The following is a 19488-nucleotide window of genomic DNA, read 5'->3' as shown; positions in this document are numbered from 1 at the left end:
CGCCGCGGCTGCGGTTGGCCTGGCTCAGCCTTCTTGGCCGAATGTCATCATCTCGAGGTTCCAGTAGCCGCGCATGTTGGTGATCAGCCCGGCGTCGTTGACGCGGTAGGTGAAGACGCCGCGCACCGAACTGGTGACCCCGCCGTCAAACTTGCTGTCCAGCACCAAGATATGGGCGATTTCGTTGGGGGAACTGGAGGGGAACGTTTCCTCGCAGGTGATGGTGAGATTGTTGGCGGCGATGTTGGTGTCGTAGAAGGCGGCGACGCCGTCCTTGCCCTTCACCCCGGTGCCGTCGGGATTGGTGACGGACTTGCCGATCGGGTCCTCGATGACCACGTCGTCGGCCATCAGCGCCAGCCATCCTTCGCGATCGTGAGCTTGCACGCAACGCCACGACGACTGCGACGCGGTCAGTGCGGGGGACTGGACTGTCTGGGTCATTGCTACCTCTCCTTGGTTAAATGGCGCACGCGGCGCGGGCGCCGTCTTCGGTGGCTTTGCGGATGAGGCCCAGACCGCTGCAGTCGCCGGCGGCGTGCACGGGCGTGTCGGGCAGGGCGGTCACCAATTGGTCGAACAACCGGGTGTCGGGTTCGACGGTTCCGGCGAGCACGACGCTGTCGGCCGGCAATTCGCGGGTCGCTCCGCCCGACGGCGTGAACACCACGGCCCCCGGGGTGATCCGTTCCACGCCGGCTCGCACGTGCACCGCGACACCTAGGCGGTCCAACCGGTCCATGTGTTCGGTCTTGCGCTTGTTGCCCACTTCGGGGGCAATGTCTTTGCCGCTTTCGAGGATCGAGACCAGCCGGCCGCGGCCGGCGAGGAACTCGGCGAGTTCCAGTGCGACCAGATCCGCACCGATGATGGCAACGCGCCGGCCCAGCGGCATCCACGCGTGGGTGGCCAGTCGCACCGCCGCGGGGCGCACCAGCCGTTGGCGCCAGCCGGACAACGTCCGCGCCGCCAAGCGTTGCCACCCCGGATCGGTCGAGTCGGCGGAGCCGCCGAGCGCCTCCCGCAGCCCCGGTCCGGTAAGCACGTGGGGCAGCTCGGCGCCGGGGATCTGCGGTATCGCGACGTGCCCGCCGGTGGCCACCACCACCGCATCCGGTGCGGCTGCGACGACATCGCGAACCGAAATAGCTTGGCCCACTTCGACATCGACCGGGCTGCGCCGGATCTCCTGGCGCAGATAGTCCAGGAACGGTTGGTTCTCCGGGTGCAGCACGCAGGCCCAGCGCAACGCGCCACCCAACTGCCCGGCCCGTTCGAACAGCGTGACGCGGTGGCCGCGTTCGGCGGCCACCCGGGCGGCCTCCAGTCCGGCCGGGCCGCCGCCGACGACGACCACCCGCTTGGCACGCGACGCGGGTGGGGCGGCCAGTTCGCGCTCTTTGCCGGTGCGGGGATTGACCGCGCAGTCCACCGAGAAGCGCTGTTCCATTGCGTCGATGCAGTTTTCACATGAGATGCACCTGCGGACCCGGTGCGCTTGCCCGGTCATCAGTTTGCGCGGCAACTCGGGGTCGGCCAGCATGGGACGTCCCATGGCGATGAAATCGGCGCGCCCGTCGGCCAGAATCTGCTCGGCCCGAACGGGGTCGTGGATGCGTCCGACGGCAATCACCGGGACATCGACTACCTGCTTGACCGCGGCGGCCGCGCCGACGTTGACCTCGTCGCCGTCGTCGGCGCCGTTGACCATGCCCGTCACCAGCCGATCGATGACGCCGCCGCTGACGTGGAATGCGTCTACCCCCGCAGCGACGAGTTCGGTTGCCATTCGCGCGGTTTCGAAGATCGCGCGACCGCCGGCAACCCGCTCGTAGCCGGAGATGCGCAGCGTGATCGGCAGCGCATCGCCGATCTCGGCCCGAATCGCGGCCAGCGCCTCGAGGACCACCCGTAACCGGCCGCGCGCCGAGCCGCCGTACTCATCGGTGCGCCGGTTGCGTTGGGGGGCAAGGAATGAGCCCAACATCATGTAACCGTGGGCGGCGTGCAGTTCGATCCCGTCGTACCCGGCCTCCACCGCACGGCGCGCCGCGGCCTTGAACAAGTCGAGTACCTCGGTGAGTTGCTGCTTGGAGATCTGTACCGACGGGCGGCCCGTGAGGTAGGACGGGATCACCGACGGTCCCAGCGATGTGACACCAAACATCTCCGGTCCCAGTCCGTCTGGTCCGGCGTGCACGATCTGCGGTTGGATTTTGGCGCCGTGCTCGTGCACCACGTCCACCAGCGCCCGGTGTGCGGCGACGGCCTCATCGGTCGCCAGATGCAAGCCGCCGGGCGTCTCGGGATGGTGGTGGTCGACTCCGGTGGCGCCCAACGTGATCAGACCGACGCCGCCGCTGGCTCGCGCCACGAAGTAGTCACGCGTGCGCTGCGACGGCAGTCCGTCCGGCGTGCCGTACATCGTCTCCATCGGAGACATGACCAGCCGGTTGCGCACCGCCATGGCGCCGATTCGTTCCGGCGCCAACAGGTGCCCGAAGCCGGCCACGCGCGGTGCCGAGCCGCTTAGCGGTCGGCGTCCGTGTAGCGGATGACCCCGCGAATGTTCTTGCCGTCCAACATGTCCTGGTAACCCTCGTTGATCTGCTCGAGGCGGTATTGAGTGGTCACCATGTCGTCGAGATTGAGCTTGCCGGCCTTGTACATCGACAGCAGCTGAGGGATGTCGTACTGCGGGTTGCCGCCGCCGAAGATGGTGCCCTGCAGGTTCTTCTGCATCAGCGTCAACATGGCCAGGTTCAACGTCACGTTGGTGTCCATCAAACTGCCGATGGCCGTCGCCACGCAGGTGCCGCCCTTGGCGGTGATGTTGAGGTAGTTGTCGATGTCGGCGCCGTGCAATTCACCGACGGTCACTATCACCTTGTGCGCCATCAGACCGTAGGTCACCTCGGCAATGCCCATCAGCGCGGCGTTGATGTCGGGGTAGACGTGGGTGGCGCCGAATTTGAGCGCCTGGTCACGCTTCCACTCCACCGGGTCGATCGCGAAGATGTAGCGGGCTCCGGAGGCGACCGCGCCCTGCAGCGCCGCCATACCGACGCCGCCGACGCCGACGATCGCCACGTCTTGGCCCGGGCGGATGTCGGCGGTGCGGACCGCGGACCCGTAACCGGTGGTGACACCGCAGCCGACCAGCGCGGCCACCTCGAACGGAACCGACGGGTCGATCTTCACCACCGAGCTGCGGTGCACGACCATGTACGGCGAGAAGGTGCCCAGGAGGGTCATCGGGAAGACGTTCTGTCCGCGGGCTTGAATGCGGAAGGTGCCGTCACTGACCGCCGCACCGGCCAGCAGGCCGGCACCCAGGTCACACAGGTTACGCATGCCGGACTGACACGTCGGACACTGACCACAGGACGGAATGAACGACAACACGACGTGGTCGCCCGGGGCGATGTCGTCCACGCCGGGGCCGACCTCGGTGACGATGCCGGCGCCCTCGTGCCCGCCCAGCACCGGAAAGCCCGCCATCGGGATGCCGCCGGTCACCAGATGATGGTCGGAGTGGCACATGCCCGCCGCTTCCATCTGGATCTTGACTTCATCCTTGACCGGGTCGCCGATCTCGATGTCCTCGATGGACCACGGCTGGTTGAACTCCCAGATCAGAGCGCCTTTTGTCTTCACGGTTGACCTGACCCCATTTCGACGTTGAATTGGAAGTGCCTGGCCAGATCATGCCTGGCACGGTGGTGACGAGTGCCACACGGCACCCTTGTTGCGTCAGCATAGCGGTGCAACAAATCAAATGCTTGGTTGGGCCATCGCAGACCGTGCGGCGCACTCACCAGATCGGGACCGGCGTCTTGCCCAACGGGTAGTACCCCGGCAGCTTTTCCCCTGCCAGGCTGCGCTCGATCCGTCGCTGCATGCCCTGGGAGAGCTTCCCGGCTTTCATGAGGTCCAGATACAGCGCCTGCACGTGCCCGAAGTCGAAGAAGTCGCGTTGCCACTCGATCTTGGCGTCCGCGTTGAGCCGGAACCAGCTACCGCCGATGCCGTAGATCTCCGACGTGGAGCCGTCGGCGTCGGTGGCGATCTGTTTCCAGAAGCCCACGATTTCGCCTTGCTTGTCGTCGATGATCACCTTCTGGTAGGGGTACTGCCAGTTCTCCAGGCCCTCCATCTCCAAGCCCAGCGCGATGTCGCGGATCTCGTCGATGCCCACGCACATCACGTCTTCTTTGGGTCCGATGTTCCAGCCGTAGGTGGCGTCATCGGCGTAGAAGTCCGCGAGCACCTTCCAGTCGCCTTCGCGCTCGGCGGTCCGGTTGGCTTCCAGCCAGCGCTCGACCCAGTCTTCTAGTACCTCGCGTGGATGTGAAGCCATTGTCATTCTTCCTTCTCTTCAATGAGTAGTGCTTGGGTAGGGCACATTTGGACCGCTCGCTCGACTTCGTCGCGGGCGTCATCGGGGGGCTCCGGGTCGAGAATCTCGACCTTGCCCCGCTTGGGCACGCTGAAATACTCCGGTGCTTCCAGTTCACACATGGCGTGGCCCTGGCACAAGTCCAGGTCCACCCGAATTCGATAGGCGCCCACGAGCTTTACTCGCGCCCACGCTTGCGGTAGCGCACGGTGGCGGGCCGGGCCAGCTGCACCACCATCTTGGAGTGGTCGTTGCGGTAGCTGTCGGCGGGCTGGGCCATCTCGAACTCATACTCGCGCAACAGCACCGAGAAAATGGCCTTGATCTGCATGGTGGCGAAAGCCGCACCCACACAACGGTGTCGGCCGGCGCCAAACGGAATCCAGGTCCAGCGGTTTGCGATGTCGGCCTGTTCGGGCTTGTTGTACCGGTCGGGATTGAAGGCGTCGGGTTCGGGAAAATCCTCGGGGATGCGGTTGGAGATCGCCGGGGACGCGGCGACGTAGTCACCGTTGCGGATGGGGAAGCCTTCGACTTCGAAGTCGCCCTTGGCGACGCGCATCAAGATGATCAGCGGCGGGTGCAGGCGCAAGGTTTCCTTGACCACGTTGTCCAGCTTCGGGATTTGGCGCAGCGCATGGAAACTCACCTCCTGGCCGTCGGCATAAAGCTCCTCCAGCTCGGCCAGCACTTCGGCGTAGGTGTCGGGATGGCGGATCAGCTCGATCAACGTCCACGCCGAGGTACCGGAACTGGTGTGGTGCCCGGCGAACATCAGCGAGATGAACATGCCGGTCACCTCGTCGGCGGAGAACCGGGGGTTGCCCTCCTCGTCGTTGATGGACACCAGCACGTCAAGCATGTCGCGGTCGCGTTTGTCCTTCGGCGGGTCGGCGATCCGCTGATTCATGATCTCCTGCACCAGCGCCACCAAGTCCTTGCGGGCTTGGTCGCGGCGCTGAAAGCTCTCGATCGGCAGGTAGGGATCGACGTAGCACAGCGGATCGGTGCCGCGTTCGAGTTCGTGGTAATAGTGCGCGAACCGGGAGTCCAGCTGGTTGCGGAACTTCAGCCCGATCAGGCAGGCCGTCGAGGTGTAGATGGTCAACTCCGCGAAGAAATCGAGGAGGTCGATTTCGCCTTGCTCGCCCCAGTCGGCGATCATCTTCTTGACTTCGCCTTCGATGGTGGCCGCATGGCCCTTCATCTGCTCTCCGCGCAGCGCCGAGTTGTGCAGCATCTCCTTGCGCCGCTCGGGGCTGGCGTCGAAGACGACGCCTTTGCCAAAGATCGGGGTCATGAAGGGGTACGCCTCGGCCTGGTCGAGCTCTTCATCGGAAGAGCGGAAGAAGAATTCGTTCGCGGTCGCCCCGGAAAGCAGGATCACTTGCTTGTCCGCCAGCTGAAACGCACCGACGTCACCACATTCGCTGCGGGTGCGCTGCATGAGGCCGATCGGGTCGGTCCGGAATTCTTCGAGGTGTCCGTGTTCGTCTTCGCCGCCGGAGACTCGCGGCACGATGGCGGTTGTCATGCTTCACTCCTCATGCGCTTCGCGAAGGTCACGAATTCAGCGCTTTCTCATCGAGTTTCAGCTGCTGGCGGTCTTTGGTGGTGAACAACGGCGCCTCGGGCTGCAGCTCCATGCTGACCACGAAGCCACCGCGCGGCGTCTCGGCGACGAACGCGATAGCCCGGGCCAGGTCGGATGCCCGCAGGAAGTAATCGTGCCGAGCCTGACCCCATTTGGCCCAATCTTCCAGCGCCTGGCCAATCGATTCGGGCGGCAGGCTCCACCCCATGCCGGTCTTGGTGGGGCCGGGGTGGACGATGGAGGCTCGCACGCCGGTGCCCTCGAGTTCCATCTGCAAGTTGGTCACCATCGACACCAGCCCAGCCTTGGCCGCGCCGTAGGCACCCATGTGCGGGCGCTGGCGCAGCGCCACGTCGGAACCCACGAAGATGAGGTCGCCGCGCTGACGTTCGAGCATGCCGGGCAGCACCGCGGTGGCCAACCGGTTGGCCCCGATCAGGTGGATCTGCAGCTGCGATTCGAAAGTCTCGGTGTCGATTTCGTGCAGCCGTCCGAAGTAGGTATCCCCCGCGCCTGCGACCAGCACCTCGATCTCACCCAGCTTCTCACCGGCCTGGCGGACGAAGTCCTTGACCGAATCCGCGTCGGTGACATCGAGCGGCAGGGCGATTGCTTCACCGCCGTCGGCGCGGATCTGGTCGACGATCTCCTGGCACTTTTCGACTCGGCGAGCGCCGAGCGCCACCGGAAAGCCATGTGCGGCAAGCTCGACGGCGCTCGCCGCGCCGATCCCCGACGATGCGCCCGCGACGATCGCTGGGCGTCGGGCCGGATGTGGCTCAAAGCGGGGCATTTACTTGGCCTCCACGGTGATCGGGAGATGGGCGAATCCGCGCACGTTGCTGGAGTGCACCCGCACGGCGTTGTCCTCGTCCACCTCATAAGAGCGGATCCGGTTGAACAGTTCGTCCAGCGCCACCCGGGCTTCCATCCGCGCCAGGTGGGCGCCGAGGCAGAAGTGCGCTCCGCTGCCGAAACTGACCAGCTTGGAGCCGATTTCGCGGCCGATGCGGTAGTCGTCGGGTTGCTCGAACACCCTGTCATCGCGGTTGGCCGAACCTGGCAGCAGCAACAGCACCTCACCCTCGGGGATTGTGGTGTCGTACAGAGTGAACGGTTGCGCGACATGACGGGCCAGGATCTGACTGGACGTGTCGTAGCGCAGCGTCTCCTCGGCCCACAGCGGGATGCGCGAGTGGTCGGCGAACACGCCGGCCAGCTCGTCGGGATTCTTCCAGCCCCAATAGGCGGCGTTGGCAAGCAATTTCGTGGTGGTCTCGTTGCCCGCCACCACCATCAGAAACAGAAACGCCATGATCTCTTCGTCGCTGAGGCGGTCCCCGTCGATCTCGGCTTCCAGCAACGCCGACGTCAAGTCCTCCGAAGGCTTGTTGCGTCGTTCGCTGACCATCTCGGCGTAATACACCAACAACTCTGCCGAGGCCTGCATGGCGGACGCCGGGACATCGGCCACCCCGTCCTCCCGGTGCATGACGCCGTCGGCCAGCGCGCGGATGCGCGCGCGGTCTGGTTCGGGCACGCCCATCAACTCCGAGATGACGTCCATCGGCAGCTTTCCCGCGAACTCGGCGACGAAGTCGAAGGATTCGTGCTGCAGCGCGGCGTCGAGATGCAGGCACGCCAAGTCGCGCACGCGCGGCTCGAGCTCACGGATCCGGCGCGGGGTGAAGCCCTTGGACACCAAGGTGCGCAGCCTCAGGTGGCCGGGGTCGTCCATGGCCAGGAACGACATCACCCGATGGGCTTCGGCGTTGCGTGACACCGGATCCAACGACACCCCATAGACATTGGACAGCGCGGTGCTGTTACGGAAACCCTGCAGCACGTCTTGGTGGCGCGACAATGCCCAGAAGTTGAGCTCGTCATTGCGGTACAGCGGTGCCTCGTTGCGCAGCCGCCGGTAGTACGGGTACGGGTCCTCATGGAAGTCGTAGTCGTAGGGATCCAATACTAGTTCGGGCCCACCCACGCTGACGGTCATCGGCTGCTCCCATGGTCGTTCGCGGCCCCGGCCAGAATCAGGCTCACCACGCCGGCCAGACGGTCGGCGATCTCGTGGTAGGTGAACTCACCGCTGCCGGCCTGCACCAGCGCGCCGAAAAACGCCATCTCCAGGGCGGATACCGTTATGGGCTCGGCGCCCGGTCCTATGGCCGAGGCGATGCGGCGGTGAATCTCGGCGCCGATCCGGTCGCGCGCGGCACGCACCGCAGGGTCGGTACCGCCGCCCAGCAACGCGGCGGTGCACGCGGCACCGACCTCGGGTTCGTCGGCGACCACCAAGGCGAGATGCCGCAGCGCCTGGTCCACCCGAACCGGCATCGGTTCGTTGACGTCGGTGAAGAAGGGCACCCGCCGCACCAGGTCGAGGTAGACCTCGGCGATCAGATGGTTCTTCGACGAGAAGTAGGTGTAGGCGGTGGCCGGCGCCACCTTGGCGCGGGCCGCCACCATGCGCACGGTCAGATCGGCGTAGGAACTTTCCCGCAGCGTCTCCATCCCGGCCGCCAGTACCTTGCGGAAGGTCTCTTCTTGGCGGCGGTTGCGCGGCGCCTGCCCCGTCGGAGCGCTGACGCTCACCAGTGCATCGCTGGACACATGTCCAAGCTAGAGGATCACACCGCAGCGAAGCAACCCCGCGCGCTGAACAAGCAGGTAAAGGGCATACATGGCAGCTCGCACGGTCCTGTCGGCCGGCCCGGCTCTTGCACGCCGCAGGCCGCGGGGGCTATGGTTCACAGGGGCATACCGGACAAGTGTCCAACGGGATGGGAGTGGGTTATGGCGTTGTTGGCTGACGGCGCGAGTGCGCTGTTCATCGACGGCAAGCTGACCGAAGGCAACGCCGGAACCTTTCCGACGGTCAACCCGGCGACCGAGGAGGTGCTGGGTGTGGCCGCCGACGCGGACGCCGAAGACATGAACCGCGCCATCGACGCGGCCCGGCGCGCGTTCGACGACACCGACTGGTCCCGCAACACCGAACTGCGGGTCCGGTGTGTGCGGCAACTGCGCGATGCGCTGCAGCAACACATCGAAGAGTTGCGGGATTTGACCATCGCCGAAGTCGGCGCCCCGCGCATGTTGACGTCGATCGCCCAACTGGAGGGTCCTGTCAACGATTTGGCGTTCGCGGCGGATACGGCCGAATCGTATTCGTGGCAGCAGGATCTGGGCGAAGCGGCGCCGATGGGGATCCCCACGCGGCGCACCGTCGTTCGGGAAGCCGTCGGAGTCGTGGGTGCGATCACCCCGTGGAATTTCCCGCATCAGATCAACCTGGCCAAGCTGGGTCCCGCGCTGGCGGCCGGTAATACCGTCGTTCTCAAGCCGGCGCCCGATACGCCTTGGTGCGCCGCAGTGTTGGGCGAGATCATCGCCGAGCACACCGACATACCGCCCGGCGTGGTCAACATCGTGACCTCCAGCGACCACAGTGTCGGCGCCCTGTTGGCCAAAGATCCTCGGGTGGACATGGTTTCGTTCACCGGCTCCACCACGACGGGTCGCAGCGTGATGTCCGACGCGGCGGCGACCATCAAGAAAGTGTTCTTGGAGTTGGGCGGCAAGTCGGCGTTCCTCGTGCTCGACGACGCCGACTTGGGCGGTGCTGTCGGAGTTGCGGCCTTCTCGGTCTGCATGCACGCCGGGCAAGGATGCGCGATCACGACTCGGCTGGTGGTGCCGCGGGCCCGTTATGACGAGGCGGTCGCCATCGCGGCGGCCACCATGTCGGGGATCAAGCCAGGTGATCCCAATGACTCCGGAACCATCTGCGGGCCACTGATTTCCGCGCGGCAACGCGACCGCGTCCAGGGCTACCTCGACCTGGCGGTCTCCGAAGGCGGCAGCTTCGCCTGCGGCGGCGGCCGACCGGCCGACCGCGACGTCGGGTTCTTCATCGAGCCCACTGTGATCGCCGGCCTGGACAACACCGCCCGGCCCGCCCGGGAAGAGATCTTCGGTCCGGTGCTGACGGTGATCGCGCATGACGGCGACGACGACGCGGTCCGGATCGCCAACGACTCGGCCTACGGGTTGTCCGGCACCGTCTTCGGCGCCGACCCGGACCGCGCCGCCAAAGTCGCATCGCGGCTGCGAGTCGGCACCGTCAACGTCAACGGCGGCGTCTGGTATTCGGCCGACATGCCGTTCGGCGGATACAAGCAGTCCGGCAACGGCCGCGAGATGGGTCTGGCCGGGTTCGAGGAGTACTTGGAAACCAAAGCCATTGCGACAGCGGCTAACTAAGCGACGTTTGAAGGAGTTCGGGTGGGGCGGTTCGAGAACAAGGTAGCCATTGTCACCGGATCCGGCGGCGGCATCGGGCAGGCGTATGTCGAGGCTCTGGCCCGCGAAGGCGCCGCGGTCGTCGTGGCCGACATCAATGCCGAGGCGGCCGAGGCGGTGGCCAAGCAGATCGCCGCCGACGGCGGCACCGCCATCAGCGTTCCGGTCGACGTGTCCGATCCGGTGTCGGCCAAGGAGATGGCCGATCGCACACTGGCCGAATTCGGCGGCATCGACTACCTGGTCAACAACGCCGCGATTTTCGGCGGCATGAAGCTGGACTTCCTGCTCACCGTGGATCCGGAGTACTACAAGAGGTTCATGAGCGTGAACCTCGACGGCGCCCTGTGGTGCACCCGCGCGGTGTACAAGAAGATGGCCAAGCGCGGCGGTGGGGCGATCGTCAACCAGTCGTCCACGGCGGCGTGGTTGTACGCCAACTTCTACGGTCTGGCCAAGGTCGGCATCAACGGTCTCACCCAACAACTCTCGCGGGAACTGGGCGGCCAGAACATCCGGATCAACGCCATCGCGCCCGGGCCCATCGACACCGAGGCCAACCGCACCACCACGCCCAAGGAAATCGTCGACGACATCGTCAAGGGACTTCCCTTGTCGCGCATGGGCACACCTGAGGATCTGGTCGGCATGTGCCTGTTCCTGCTCAGCGATCAGGCATCGTGGATCACCGGGCAGATCTTCAATGTCGACGGCGGACAGATCTTCCGGTCATGACCCCTCCGCGGTTGGGATACATCGGTTTAGGCAACCAGGGTGCGCCCATGGCCAAGCGCCTGGTCGACTGGCCGGGCGGTTTGACGGTGTTCGACGTACGCGCCGAAGCGATGATGCCGTTTGTCGACTGCGGTGCCACCGCCGCGGCCGGACTATCCGATGTCGCTAGAGCCGACATCATCAGCGTCACGGTGCTCAACGACCAGCAGGTGCGTGAGGTGATCACCGGACAAGACGGGCTGGCCGCACATGCCAAGCCAGGCACCGTGATTGCGATCCACTCCACCATCGACCACACCACCGCCGAAGAGTTGGCCCGCGACCTCGAGCCGCGGGGCATCCACGTCATCGACGCGCCCGTCAGCGGCGGCGCCGGTGCGGCCGCCGAGGGCAAGTTGGCCACCATGGTGGGCGCCGACGAGGAGACCTTTCAGCGGATCAAGGAACCGTTCGCCAAATGGGCGTCGCTGGTGATTCACGCCGGTGCACCCGGGGCGGGGACGCGAATGAAGTTGGCCCGCAACATGCTGACCTTCGTGTCGTATGCGGCCGCGGCCGAAGCCGAGAAGCTGGCCGAGGCCAGCGGGCTCAGCCTGCGGGCGCTGGCCAAAGTGGTCCGGCACAGTGATGCCCTCACCGGTGGCCCGTCGGCGATCATGTTCCGCAACACCACGGCGCCGATGCAGCCCGACGATCCGCTGCGCCCGATGCTCGAACACACCCGCGGCCTGGGCGAGAAGGATCTGAGTCTGGCCCTGGCCCTGGGCGATGCGGTATCGGTGGACCTGCCGCTGGCCAAGCTGGCCCTGCAGAACCTGGCGGCCGGGCTGGGCGTACCGCACTCGGACACCGAACCGAAGGAGGCGTGATGGACGAACAGCGCCGCAAAGGCCTCGAGAAGATGAACGAGGTCTACGGCTGGGAGATGCCCGACATCGAGGGCGACCCGTACTTCGACCTCACCGTCGACCACCTGTTCGGCAGCATCTGGACGCGCCCCGGCCTGTCGATGCGCGACAAACGCATCATGACGCTCACCGCGGTCACCGCCATCGGAAACCGCGACCTGGCCGAGATCCAGATCAACGCCGCGCTGCTCAACGGAGAGCTCGACGAGACCGAGCTCAAGGAGATGGCCGTCTTCCTCACCCACTATCTCGGCTTTCCGCTCGGCTCTGCGCTCAACGGCGCCGTGGACACCGTCGTTGCCAAGCGCAAGAAGGCGGCTGCCAAGGGCGCCGGTGAGGACAAGAAGGCCAATGTCGACAGCGCGATGAAGATGCACTCCGGCAACAAGCTCGACTGAGCCTCAGTACGGCTGCCCGCCTTCCGGCATCACATACTCCGAGGTGGGCCCGTACACACCGTTGACGGTCGTTCCTCCGTTGATCATGCCGGTGGCCATGTCCAGCATCGTGCTGGGAAAGCCGAGGGTCGGTTCGGTCAGCGCGTCGAGGCGGGCGATCTCGTCGGAGGTGAGCTCGACATCCGCGCCCTGGATGTTGTCGTCGAGTTGTGCGAGCCGGCGCGCCCCGATGATCACGGACGAGACGGCGGGTTTGGCAAGAACCCAGGCCAGCGCCACGCTGGCCACCGTGCTCTGGTGCGCTTCGGCGATGACCTCGAGTTCGTCGATGACCGCGTAGGTGTCCTCGGTGAGGAAGCTGTCGACCAGCGCGCCGCGATCGGCGCGGTGTTCGCCGGCGTTGCTGCGGGTGTACTTGCCGCTGAGCACGCCGCTCTTCAGGGGTGACCATGGGGTGATTCCGAGGCCGAATTCCGTTGCCATCGGGACCAATTCCTGCTCGACGGTGCGTTCCAGCAACGAGTACTCGATCTGCAACCCGACGAAGGCCGACCACCCACGGAACCGCGCGATGAGATTGGCTTCGGCGATCTTCCACGCCGGTGTGTCCGAGACGCCGAGATAGCGCACCTTGCCGGCCCGAACCAGGTCGTCGAGAGCGGCCATCGTCTCTTCGATGGGAGTGTTCACGTCCCACATGTGCAGCCAGTACAAGTCGATGTAGTCGGTCTGCAGGCGCCGCAGGGAGTTCTCGCAGGCCTTGATCACCGACTTGCGGCCCGAGCCGCCGCCGTTGGGGTCACCGGGGTACAGGTTCCCGCTGAATTTCGTAGCGATCACCAGCCGATCGCGCCGCGCGGGGTGGCGCCCCACGTGGTCGCCGATGATCTTCTCCGAATGGCTTCTGGTGTAGAAGTTCGCAGTGTCGATGAAGTTGCCGCCGAGTTCGATGTACCGATCGATGATCTGTTGCGACTCTTCGACACTGGTGCCCCACCCGAGGTCTTCACCGAACGTCATCGCACCCAAGCACAGCGGGCTTACCCGCAGACCAGACCGCCCGAGTGTCACGTATTGATCCAGAGGCATGGTAGACCTGCTTTCTGGTAGATTGTTCAGTCATGAGTTTGTTCATATATAAACTAGTTCATCTCTGAACGATCTGGCAAGTCTATGTCTGTGGACGACGCCGCCAGGATCTGGTCGCTGAACTATCGGGTGCTGTTGTCGGTGATCTCCACCGTGGAGGCCGACATGGCGGCGCTGGGGCTCGACTCCAAGGAACTCTTCCTGCTTGCCGAGGTTGACGAACATCCTTACCCGGCCGAACTCGCCGCGACACTGAGCATGCCCAAGGCGACGGTCACGCTATACCTGAAACGGCTCGAGGCAGCACAACTCGTGCGCCGCGAGATCGATCCCGCCGATCTGCGGCGCCATCGGCTGCTGCTCACCCCCGCCGGTCGGCAGGCCGCGGCCGACGGCATGGCGCTGTTGTCCGGCGAGTTCGACAAACGGCTGAGCCGTCTGACCTCCGCCCAGCAGAAGGAGCTGAGAAACATGCTGGAGCAAATTGTCTGACTGCCCGCGCCGCGGCGGCCGCGCCGTGCGGCTAGTCTGACCTGTCGTGCGCGTCCTGGTAATCGGCTCCGGTGCCCGTGAACATGCCTTGCTGCTGGCGCTGGCCAAAGACCCGCAGGTCAGCGCACTGAGTATTGCTCCAGGCAACGCCGGTACCGCTCGGGTGGCTGAGCAGCACACCGTCGACATCACTTCCAGCGACGAGGTCGTCGCCTTGGCCCGCCACGTCCAGGCCGACCTGGTCGTCATCGGGCCGGAGGTGCCGCTGGTGCTGGGCGTGGCCGACGCCGTGCGCGCCGCCGGCATCGTGTGCTTCGGGCCCAGTAAGGACGCGGCTCGCATCGAAGGGTCCAAGGCGTTCGCCAAAGAGGTCATGGCAGCCGCCGGCGTGCGCACCGCCAGCAGTGAAATCGTCGACACCCCTGCGCATCTGGATGCGGCTCTGGACAGGTTCGGGCCGCCGGCCGGTGATCCGGCGTGGGTGGTCAAGGACGACCACCTGGCCGCCGGAAAGGGCGTGGTGGTGACGCCGAACCGCGACGCAGCGCGCGCCCACGCCGCCAGCCTGCTCGAGTCCGGACATCCGGTATTGCTGGAGTCGTTTCTCGACGGGCCGGAAGTGTCGCTGTTCTGTGTGGTCGACGGACAGACCGTGGTGCCGTTGCTGGCGGCGCAAGACTTCAAGCGGGTCGGTGACGGGGACACCGGACCCAACACCGGCGGCATGGGGGCCTACGCGCCGTTGCCGTGGCTGCCCGATGACATTTACCGCCAGGTGGTCACCGACATGGTGAAACCCGTTGCCGCAGAACTTGTTCGGCGCGGCTGCCCGTTCAGCGGATTGCTTTACGTCGGTCTTGCCATCACCGCCAAAGGGCCGGCTGTGGTCGAATTCAACTGCCGTTTCGGCGATCCGGAGACCCAGGCCGTGCTGGCCCTGCTGGATTCGCCGCTGGGGCAATTGCTGTATGCGGCGGGTACGGGGCAGTTGGCCGACTTCGGGGAGTTGCGTTGGCGCAACGGCGCCGCGGTGACCGTGGTGTTGGCGGCGGAGAACTATCCCGGCCGGCCGCGGGTGGGCGACGTCGTCACCGGCGCGGATGCCGAGGGTGTGCTGCACGCGGGAACCGCCCGCCGCGACGACGGTGCCGTCGTGTCCTCGGGTGGGCGGGTGCTGTCGGTGGTCGGCACCGGTGCCGACTTGGCCGAGGCCAGGGCACAGGCCTACGGCATATTGAGCTCAATCAAGCTGCCGGGCAGTCATTTCCGGAGCGACATCGGCTTGCGCGCCGCACAAGGGGAGATCAGCGTCTCCTAGCGCCGCACTTCCGGACAGTAGGCGGTGATCGCCGCGTTGACGCCGGCAGCGGCTTGGGCGGGTGTGATGCCTTCGCCCTTGGTCACCGTCGCGGCCGCGGCATCATCGGGGCTGCCCCCGTTGCGCAGGTCCGCGCATACGGCACGGCCGGTGGAGGCCGCGGTTGCGGGGTCGGTGACGGTGAGGCCGGGAATCTGCTGGACCAGCCCAATGAAGGTCTGGTCGGGGGCGGGCGGCGGTGGCTGCGGTGCCGGCGGCGGTGGTTGCGGGGGCCGTGCCGGTGGTTGCGGCGCCGCCGCAGCGGGAACCGGTGCGGCAGTAGGGGATGCCGGGCGCGGAGTGGCCGTAGGAACCGGTGCCACTGGCGGCGCCGGTGCGGGGGGCGGCGCCGCTTCCACGGCCACCTGAGGTTGCGCCGCGGCGGGTGGCGGTACGTACTCCGGCAGGTGTTGCGGCTGGGCCAGCGATGGGGCTGGGGCCGGCGGGACGAGTTGAGCGACGGCGCTTTCGTTGTCGAAGCGGTAGCCGCTGGCGCCTAGGGCGGTGAGCGCGACAGCCGTCGATGCCGCCGCGATGATCCGCCACCGACTGCCTGCCCGCTCTTTGTGGGTAACAGATGAAACAGCGGGCACGGCAGGGCTTTTCAGTGGTCTGCCCACCAGAGGCCTGGGCATGGTGGAGGCCGACGGCGTCGGGTGCCGACCGGAGTCGGCGGCCCGCGCGAACGCCTCGGCGAAGTCGGTACACCGGGCGAACCGATCGCCGGGATCCTTCGCCAGCGCTATGGCAAGCACCGGGTCGAAGACTCTCAGCATCGGGCGGCTTTGAGCGAGCGCGGGAGGTGGCGCAGTCAGGTGCCGGCTGATCACCACGGCCGGGTTGGTATGCGGAAACAGTGGCGCCCCGGTCAGCAAATGGTAGGCGGTGGCCGCTAGCGCGTACTGATCGGCGCGCCCGTCGATTGGTTCGTCCGTCAGTTGTTCGGGTGCGGCGTAGGGGAAGGTCCCGATGGTCATGTTCGTCGCGGTCAAACCGCTGCTTTCGCAAATATTGCGAGCGATTCCGAAGTCGCTGAGCAGTATTCTCTGATCCCCAGCGCTCGGTTTGGTGAGCAGAATATTGGCGGGACTGACATCGCGGTGCATCAATTCGTGTTCCCGATGCGCGTGGTCGAGTGCATCGGCGATCGCCGCGATAATTGCGGCCACCTGATCGGCCGGCATGCCGGCTGGATACTGCTCTCGCAACAGGCTGGCTGCATCGGTTCCGTCGACGAAGTCCATCGAGATCCAAAGCTGGCCGTTGAACTCGCCTCGGTCATTGACGCGCACGATGTTCGGATGCCACAGCGCCGCTGCTAGGTCGGCTTCTTTGATGAAGCGCCGGCGGTAACCGTCGTCCGCGGATATGTCGCTGCCCAATATCTTGAGCGCCTCTTGCCGGGGCAAGCGTGGGTGTTTGGCGAGATATACCTCGCCCATTCCCCCGGATCCCAGAAATCGCTCAATCGTGTATCCGGCGAACACCTGGCCGGCACACAAACCGACGCCCTGTTCTTGATGAGTCAGCCCGTTCATCGCACCGTCCGTAACAGGATGCCGAGTGCGGCCCCGGCTTTAATCTGCGATTTGTTCTAGCGGGATATTACCCCGCTCTTTACCCGAGAGCCACGGATTGTTTCCTATGAGTTTACCTTTAGTTCACCTTGCGGCTCACCAACAGAGGTCGGGTCAGAACGCCGCGGCTTGCCCGTCTCGGCGCGGGTCGCTGGCCGCGAGATACCCGTCGTCCAGCCGCCAGATGGCTTGGCAGCTGCCGAACGAGTTGTAGTCGTCGGTGGTGGTCAATTCGTGCCCGCGTCGACTCAGCTCGTCGAGGGTGGACGGCGGAAAGCCCTTCTCGCAGCTGACTTGTTGGCCCTGAACCCACCGGAAACGCGGGCCGTCGCAGGCGGATTGCGGGTTTTGCCCGTAGTCGGCGATACGCACCAGGACCTGCACATGACCCTGGGGCTGCATGGGGCCGCCCATCACGCCGAAGCTCATGACCGGCGCGCCGTCCTTGGTGAGGAAGCCGGGGATGATCGTGTGGAAGGGCCGCTTGTTGGGGCCAATAATGTTCGGATGCCCCTGCTGCGCAACGAAATTGGCGCCGCGGTTCTGCAGCGAGATCCCGGTGCCCGGCACCACCACGCCGGATCCGAAGCCCATGTAGTTGGACTGGATCATCGACACCATCATCCCTTCGGCGTCGGCGGCGGTCAGATACACGGTGCCGCCGGTGGCGGTGCCGGCAAAAGCCGGTTTGGCCCGCTTGGGATCGATGAGTCGGGCGCGCTGCCTGAGGTACTCGTTGTCGAGCAGTTGCCCTGCCGGCACTGCCATGTGCTCGATATCGGCGACATGGGTGTGCGCGTCGGCGAAGGCCAGCTTCAAGGCTTCGATCTGCAGGTGCACGCTGTCGGCGGAATCGACTGGGAGCGAGGCCATGTCGAAGTGCTCGAGAATGCCCAGGGCGATCAACGCCACGATGCCTTGACCGTTGGGCGGTATCTCGTGGAGGGTGTAGCCGCGATAGCTGCCGGTAATGGTGCCCACCCAGTCGGCGCGATGGGCCGCGAGATCGTCGGCCCGCATGACACCGCCGTTGGCCGCAGCGTGCGCCGCCAGCGTTTCCGCCAGGTGGCCGCGGTAGAACACCTCACCGTTGCTGTCGGCGATCTCTTCCAGCGTGGCCGCGTGGTCGGGGAACCGGAACAGTTGACCGGGTCGCGGCGCCCGCCCGTCGGGCAGGAACGCGGCGGCGAATCCGGGCTGGCCGGCGAACAACGGAACTTGAGCCGCCCATTGCTCTGCCACGGTGGGGGAGACCAGAAAACCGTTGCGGCCGTAGCCGATTGCGGGTGTGAACAGACGTTCAAACGGCAGCTTGCCGAATTCGGCATGCAGTTCGGCCCAGGCGGACACCGCCCCGGGCACCGTCACCGAATTCCAGCCCAGCGCGGGAACACTCGTGTTGCCGAAGTATTTCGGCGTCCATGCCGCGGGTGAGCGGCCCGAGGCGTTCAATCCGTGCACTCGGGTGCCGTCCCACACGATGGCGAAGGCGTCCGAGCCGATGCCGTTGGACACCGGTTCGACCAGTGTCAGAGTGACGGCGGTGGCAATGGCGGCGTCGACGGCGTTGCCGCCCTCGGCCAGCATCCGCAGACCCGCTTGAGCGGCCAGGGGTTGGGAGGTGCACACGACGTTGCGGGCCAGCACCGGTTTCCGCGGCCAGGCATACGGAAAGCTCCAACCGAACGGGACACTCATGTCAGGCCGTCAACAGCGGGGCCATCCAGGTCAGTTCCGCCGGCAGCTGCGAGCTCCAGAACCCGCCGTCGTGTCCGCCGGGGGAGAAGCCGCCGGCCGGCGGGTTGGGTAGTTGCGCGATGAACTGCTTGGTCGCGGAATAGAACGGGTCGCTGTCCCCGCAGTCGATGCGGATGGGGATGGACCCCAGCGCGGGCATGCCCCACACCGAGTTCGCCGCATAGTCGTCGGCTCCGTCGAATGCTCCCGGTGCGGCCGCGCCGGCCGACGTCCACAGTGCCGGGCTGACCGCGCAGATGGCCGCGGTGCGCCCGGCACCCAGGCGCCCGCCCAGCAACAGGGCGCCGTAACCGCCCATCGACCACCCCAGAAACGCCACCCGCGAGGTGTCGAGCTGGTGGCTGTCCAGCATCGGGATGAGTTCGTTGAGCACCATGGCCCCGGCATCGTCACCGGAGGCACGTTTGTGCCAGTAGCCGCCGCCACCGTCCACGGCGACCACCGCGAACGGCGGCAACCCGGCGTTGACGGCTTGGGCCAGTCCCTGCTCGACGCCACCGGCCATCACGGTGGCCGCGTCGCTGCCTTTGCCGTGCAGCGCGATCACCGGCCGCAACGGCTTGGTCTGCCCGGGTGGCCGTGCGATCGCCCAGTTGGTCGAGACGCCGCCGCGGGCCGCCGATACGAAGGAGCCGGTCGTCATCGTGGGAGCGGCTTGTGCGGGGGGTGGCGGATCCAGTGGTCGTCCCGGCGCCAATGGAACGCTTGTTCCAAACGCCGGTTGCGGCGCGGCGACCGAAGTTCGCGGCAAAAACAGCATGTCGAGCGCATATGCGCCGACCGCGCCGCATGCCGCGCTGGCCCCGAGGCCGAGCAGGGCGCGACGACTCAAGTCCGGCATGCGGGCCATCATGCCATGGACGTTTGGCG

19 protein-coding genes are annotated in these 19488 nt (G+C 66.0%); 6 read left to right on the top strand and 13 right to left on the bottom strand.

What is annotated here, in order from left to right; translation table 11 throughout:
• Positions 1 to 24: 24 nt before the first annotated feature.
• The 9 genes from I2456_RS25140 to I2456_RS25100 all read right to left on the bottom strand — a co-directional run bounded on the left by I2456_RS25140 (position 25) and on the right by I2456_RS25100 (position 8612).
• Complete coding sequence (locus I2456_RS25140) at positions 25 to 444, bottom strand: ketosteroid isomerase family protein (RefSeq protein ID WP_085074963.1); 420 nt, start codon at positions 442 to 444, stop codon at positions 25 to 27.
• A 16-nt stretch (positions 445 to 460) separates the two neighbouring features.
• Complete coding sequence (locus tag I2456_RS25135; protein ID WP_085074964.1) at positions 461 to 2512, bottom strand: oxidoreductase; 2052 nt, start codon at positions 2510 to 2512, stop codon at positions 461 to 463.
• 17 nt (positions 2513 to 2529) lie between these two features.
• Entirely contained in the window at positions 2530 to 3657 is a 1128-nt protein-coding gene (locus I2456_RS25130) for an NDMA-dependent alcohol dehydrogenase (protein WP_068026046.1), read from the bottom strand.
• Between the two features lie 157 nt (positions 3658 to 3814).
• Entirely contained in the window at positions 3815 to 4360 is a 546-nt protein-coding gene (locus I2456_RS25125; RefSeq protein ID WP_085074965.1) for a nuclear transport factor 2-like protein, read from the bottom strand.
• A 2-nt stretch (positions 4361 to 4362) separates the two neighbouring features.
• The gene (locus I2456_RS25120) at positions 4363 to 4521 is read right to left on the bottom strand and encodes a ferredoxin (RefSeq protein ID WP_390639654.1); all 159 of its coding nucleotides are present in this window, start codon (positions 4519 to 4521) and stop codon (positions 4363 to 4365) included.
• A gap of 56 nt (positions 4522 to 4577) precedes the next feature.
• Positions 4578 to 5933 carry a cytochrome P450 gene (locus I2456_RS25115; protein WP_085074967.1) on the bottom strand — a complete coding sequence of 452 codons (1356 nt, stop codon included), beginning with the start codon at positions 5931 to 5933 and terminating at the stop codon, positions 4578 to 4580.
• A gap of 28 nt (positions 5934 to 5961) precedes the next feature.
• Complete coding sequence (locus I2456_RS25110; protein ID WP_085074968.1) at positions 5962 to 6786, bottom strand: SDR family oxidoreductase; 825 nt, start codon at positions 6784 to 6786, stop codon at positions 5962 to 5964.
• Positions 6787 to 7995 (bottom strand): cytochrome P450, encoded by a 1209-nt coding sequence (locus I2456_RS25105; protein WP_085074969.1) that lies wholly within the window; start codon positions 7993 to 7995, stop codon positions 6787 to 6789. It abuts the gene before it with no gap.
• Entirely contained in the window at positions 7992 to 8612 is a 621-nt protein-coding gene (locus I2456_RS25100) for a TetR/AcrR family transcriptional regulator (RefSeq protein WP_085074970.1), read from the bottom strand. The genes I2456_RS25105 and I2456_RS25100 overlap by 4 nt, the downstream gene beginning before the upstream one ends.
• A gap of 183 nt (positions 8613 to 8795) precedes the next feature.
• Between I2456_RS25100 and I2456_RS25095 the strand changes: the two genes are divergently transcribed.
• From I2456_RS25095 to I2456_RS25080, 4 genes are read left to right on the top strand one after another with little or no spacing between them, the layout of a single operon-like run.
• Positions 8796 to 10265 (top strand): aldehyde dehydrogenase, encoded by a 1470-nt coding sequence (locus tag I2456_RS25095; protein WP_085074971.1) that lies wholly within the window; start codon positions 8796 to 8798, stop codon positions 10263 to 10265.
• 21 nt (positions 10266 to 10286) lie between these two features.
• The gene (locus I2456_RS25090; RefSeq protein WP_068161740.1) at positions 10287 to 11039 is read left to right on the top strand and encodes an SDR family oxidoreductase; all 753 of its coding nucleotides are present in this window, start codon (positions 10287 to 10289) and stop codon (positions 11037 to 11039) included.
• Positions 11036 to 11908 carry an NAD(P)-dependent oxidoreductase gene (locus I2456_RS25085; protein WP_085074972.1) on the top strand — a complete coding sequence of 291 codons (873 nt, stop codon included), beginning with the start codon at positions 11036 to 11038 and terminating at the stop codon, positions 11906 to 11908. Before I2456_RS25090 ends, I2456_RS25085 begins: the two co-directional genes overlap by 4 nt.
• Positions 11908 to 12345: a carboxymuconolactone decarboxylase family protein gene (locus I2456_RS25080; protein WP_085074973.1), complete on the top strand. Its 438-nt coding sequence runs from the start codon at positions 11908 to 11910 to the stop codon at positions 12343 to 12345. The genes I2456_RS25085 and I2456_RS25080 overlap by 1 nt, the downstream gene beginning before the upstream one ends.
• A gap of 3 nt (positions 12346 to 12348) precedes the next feature.
• Here the strand turns inward: I2456_RS25080 and I2456_RS25075 are convergent, their stop codons facing one another.
• Positions 12349 to 13434, bottom strand: a complete 1086-nt coding sequence (locus I2456_RS25075; protein ID WP_085074974.1) for an aldo/keto reductase — start codon at positions 13432 to 13434, stop codon at positions 12349 to 12351.
• 84 nt (positions 13435 to 13518) lie between these two features.
• Between I2456_RS25075 and I2456_RS25070 the strand changes: the two genes are divergently transcribed.
• Both I2456_RS25070 and purD read left to right on the top strand, forming a co-directional pair.
• Positions 13519 to 13926 (top strand): MarR family winged helix-turn-helix transcriptional regulator, encoded by a 408-nt coding sequence (locus I2456_RS25070; RefSeq protein ID WP_068161749.1) that lies wholly within the window; start codon positions 13519 to 13521, stop codon positions 13924 to 13926.
• 46 nt (positions 13927 to 13972) lie between these two features.
• Positions 13973 to 15244: a phosphoribosylamine--glycine ligase gene (purD, locus tag I2456_RS25065; RefSeq protein ID WP_085074975.1), complete on the top strand. Its 1272-nt coding sequence runs from the start codon at positions 13973 to 13975 to the stop codon at positions 15242 to 15244.
• On the opposite strand, the gene I2456_RS25060 is transcribed toward purD, so the two are convergent.
• From I2456_RS25060 to I2456_RS25050, 3 genes are all read right to left on the bottom strand, one after another.
• Positions 15241 to 16821 (bottom strand): serine/threonine-protein kinase, encoded by a 1581-nt coding sequence (locus tag I2456_RS25060; RefSeq protein ID WP_085074976.1) that lies wholly within the window; start codon positions 16819 to 16821, stop codon positions 15241 to 15243. The two genes, purD and I2456_RS25060, sit on opposite strands and share 4 nt — an antisense overlap.
• 153 nt (positions 16822 to 16974) lie before the next feature.
• Entirely contained in the window at positions 16975 to 18558 is a 1584-nt protein-coding gene (locus I2456_RS25055; RefSeq protein ID WP_085074977.1) for a gamma-glutamyltransferase family protein, read from the bottom strand.
• A gap of 1 nt (position 18559) precedes the next feature.
• Entirely contained in the window at positions 18560 to 19471 is a 912-nt protein-coding gene (locus tag I2456_RS25050) for an alpha/beta hydrolase-fold protein (RefSeq protein ID WP_085074978.1), read from the bottom strand.
• Positions 19472 to 19488 lie beyond the last annotated feature (17 nt).

The sequence above is a fragment of the Mycobacterium kubicae genome (assembly GCF_015689175.1).
GTDB lineage: Bacteria > Actinomycetota > Actinomycetes > Mycobacteriales > Mycobacteriaceae > Mycobacterium > Mycobacterium kubicae.
This window is presented reverse-complemented; position numbering and strand designations above follow the sequence as displayed.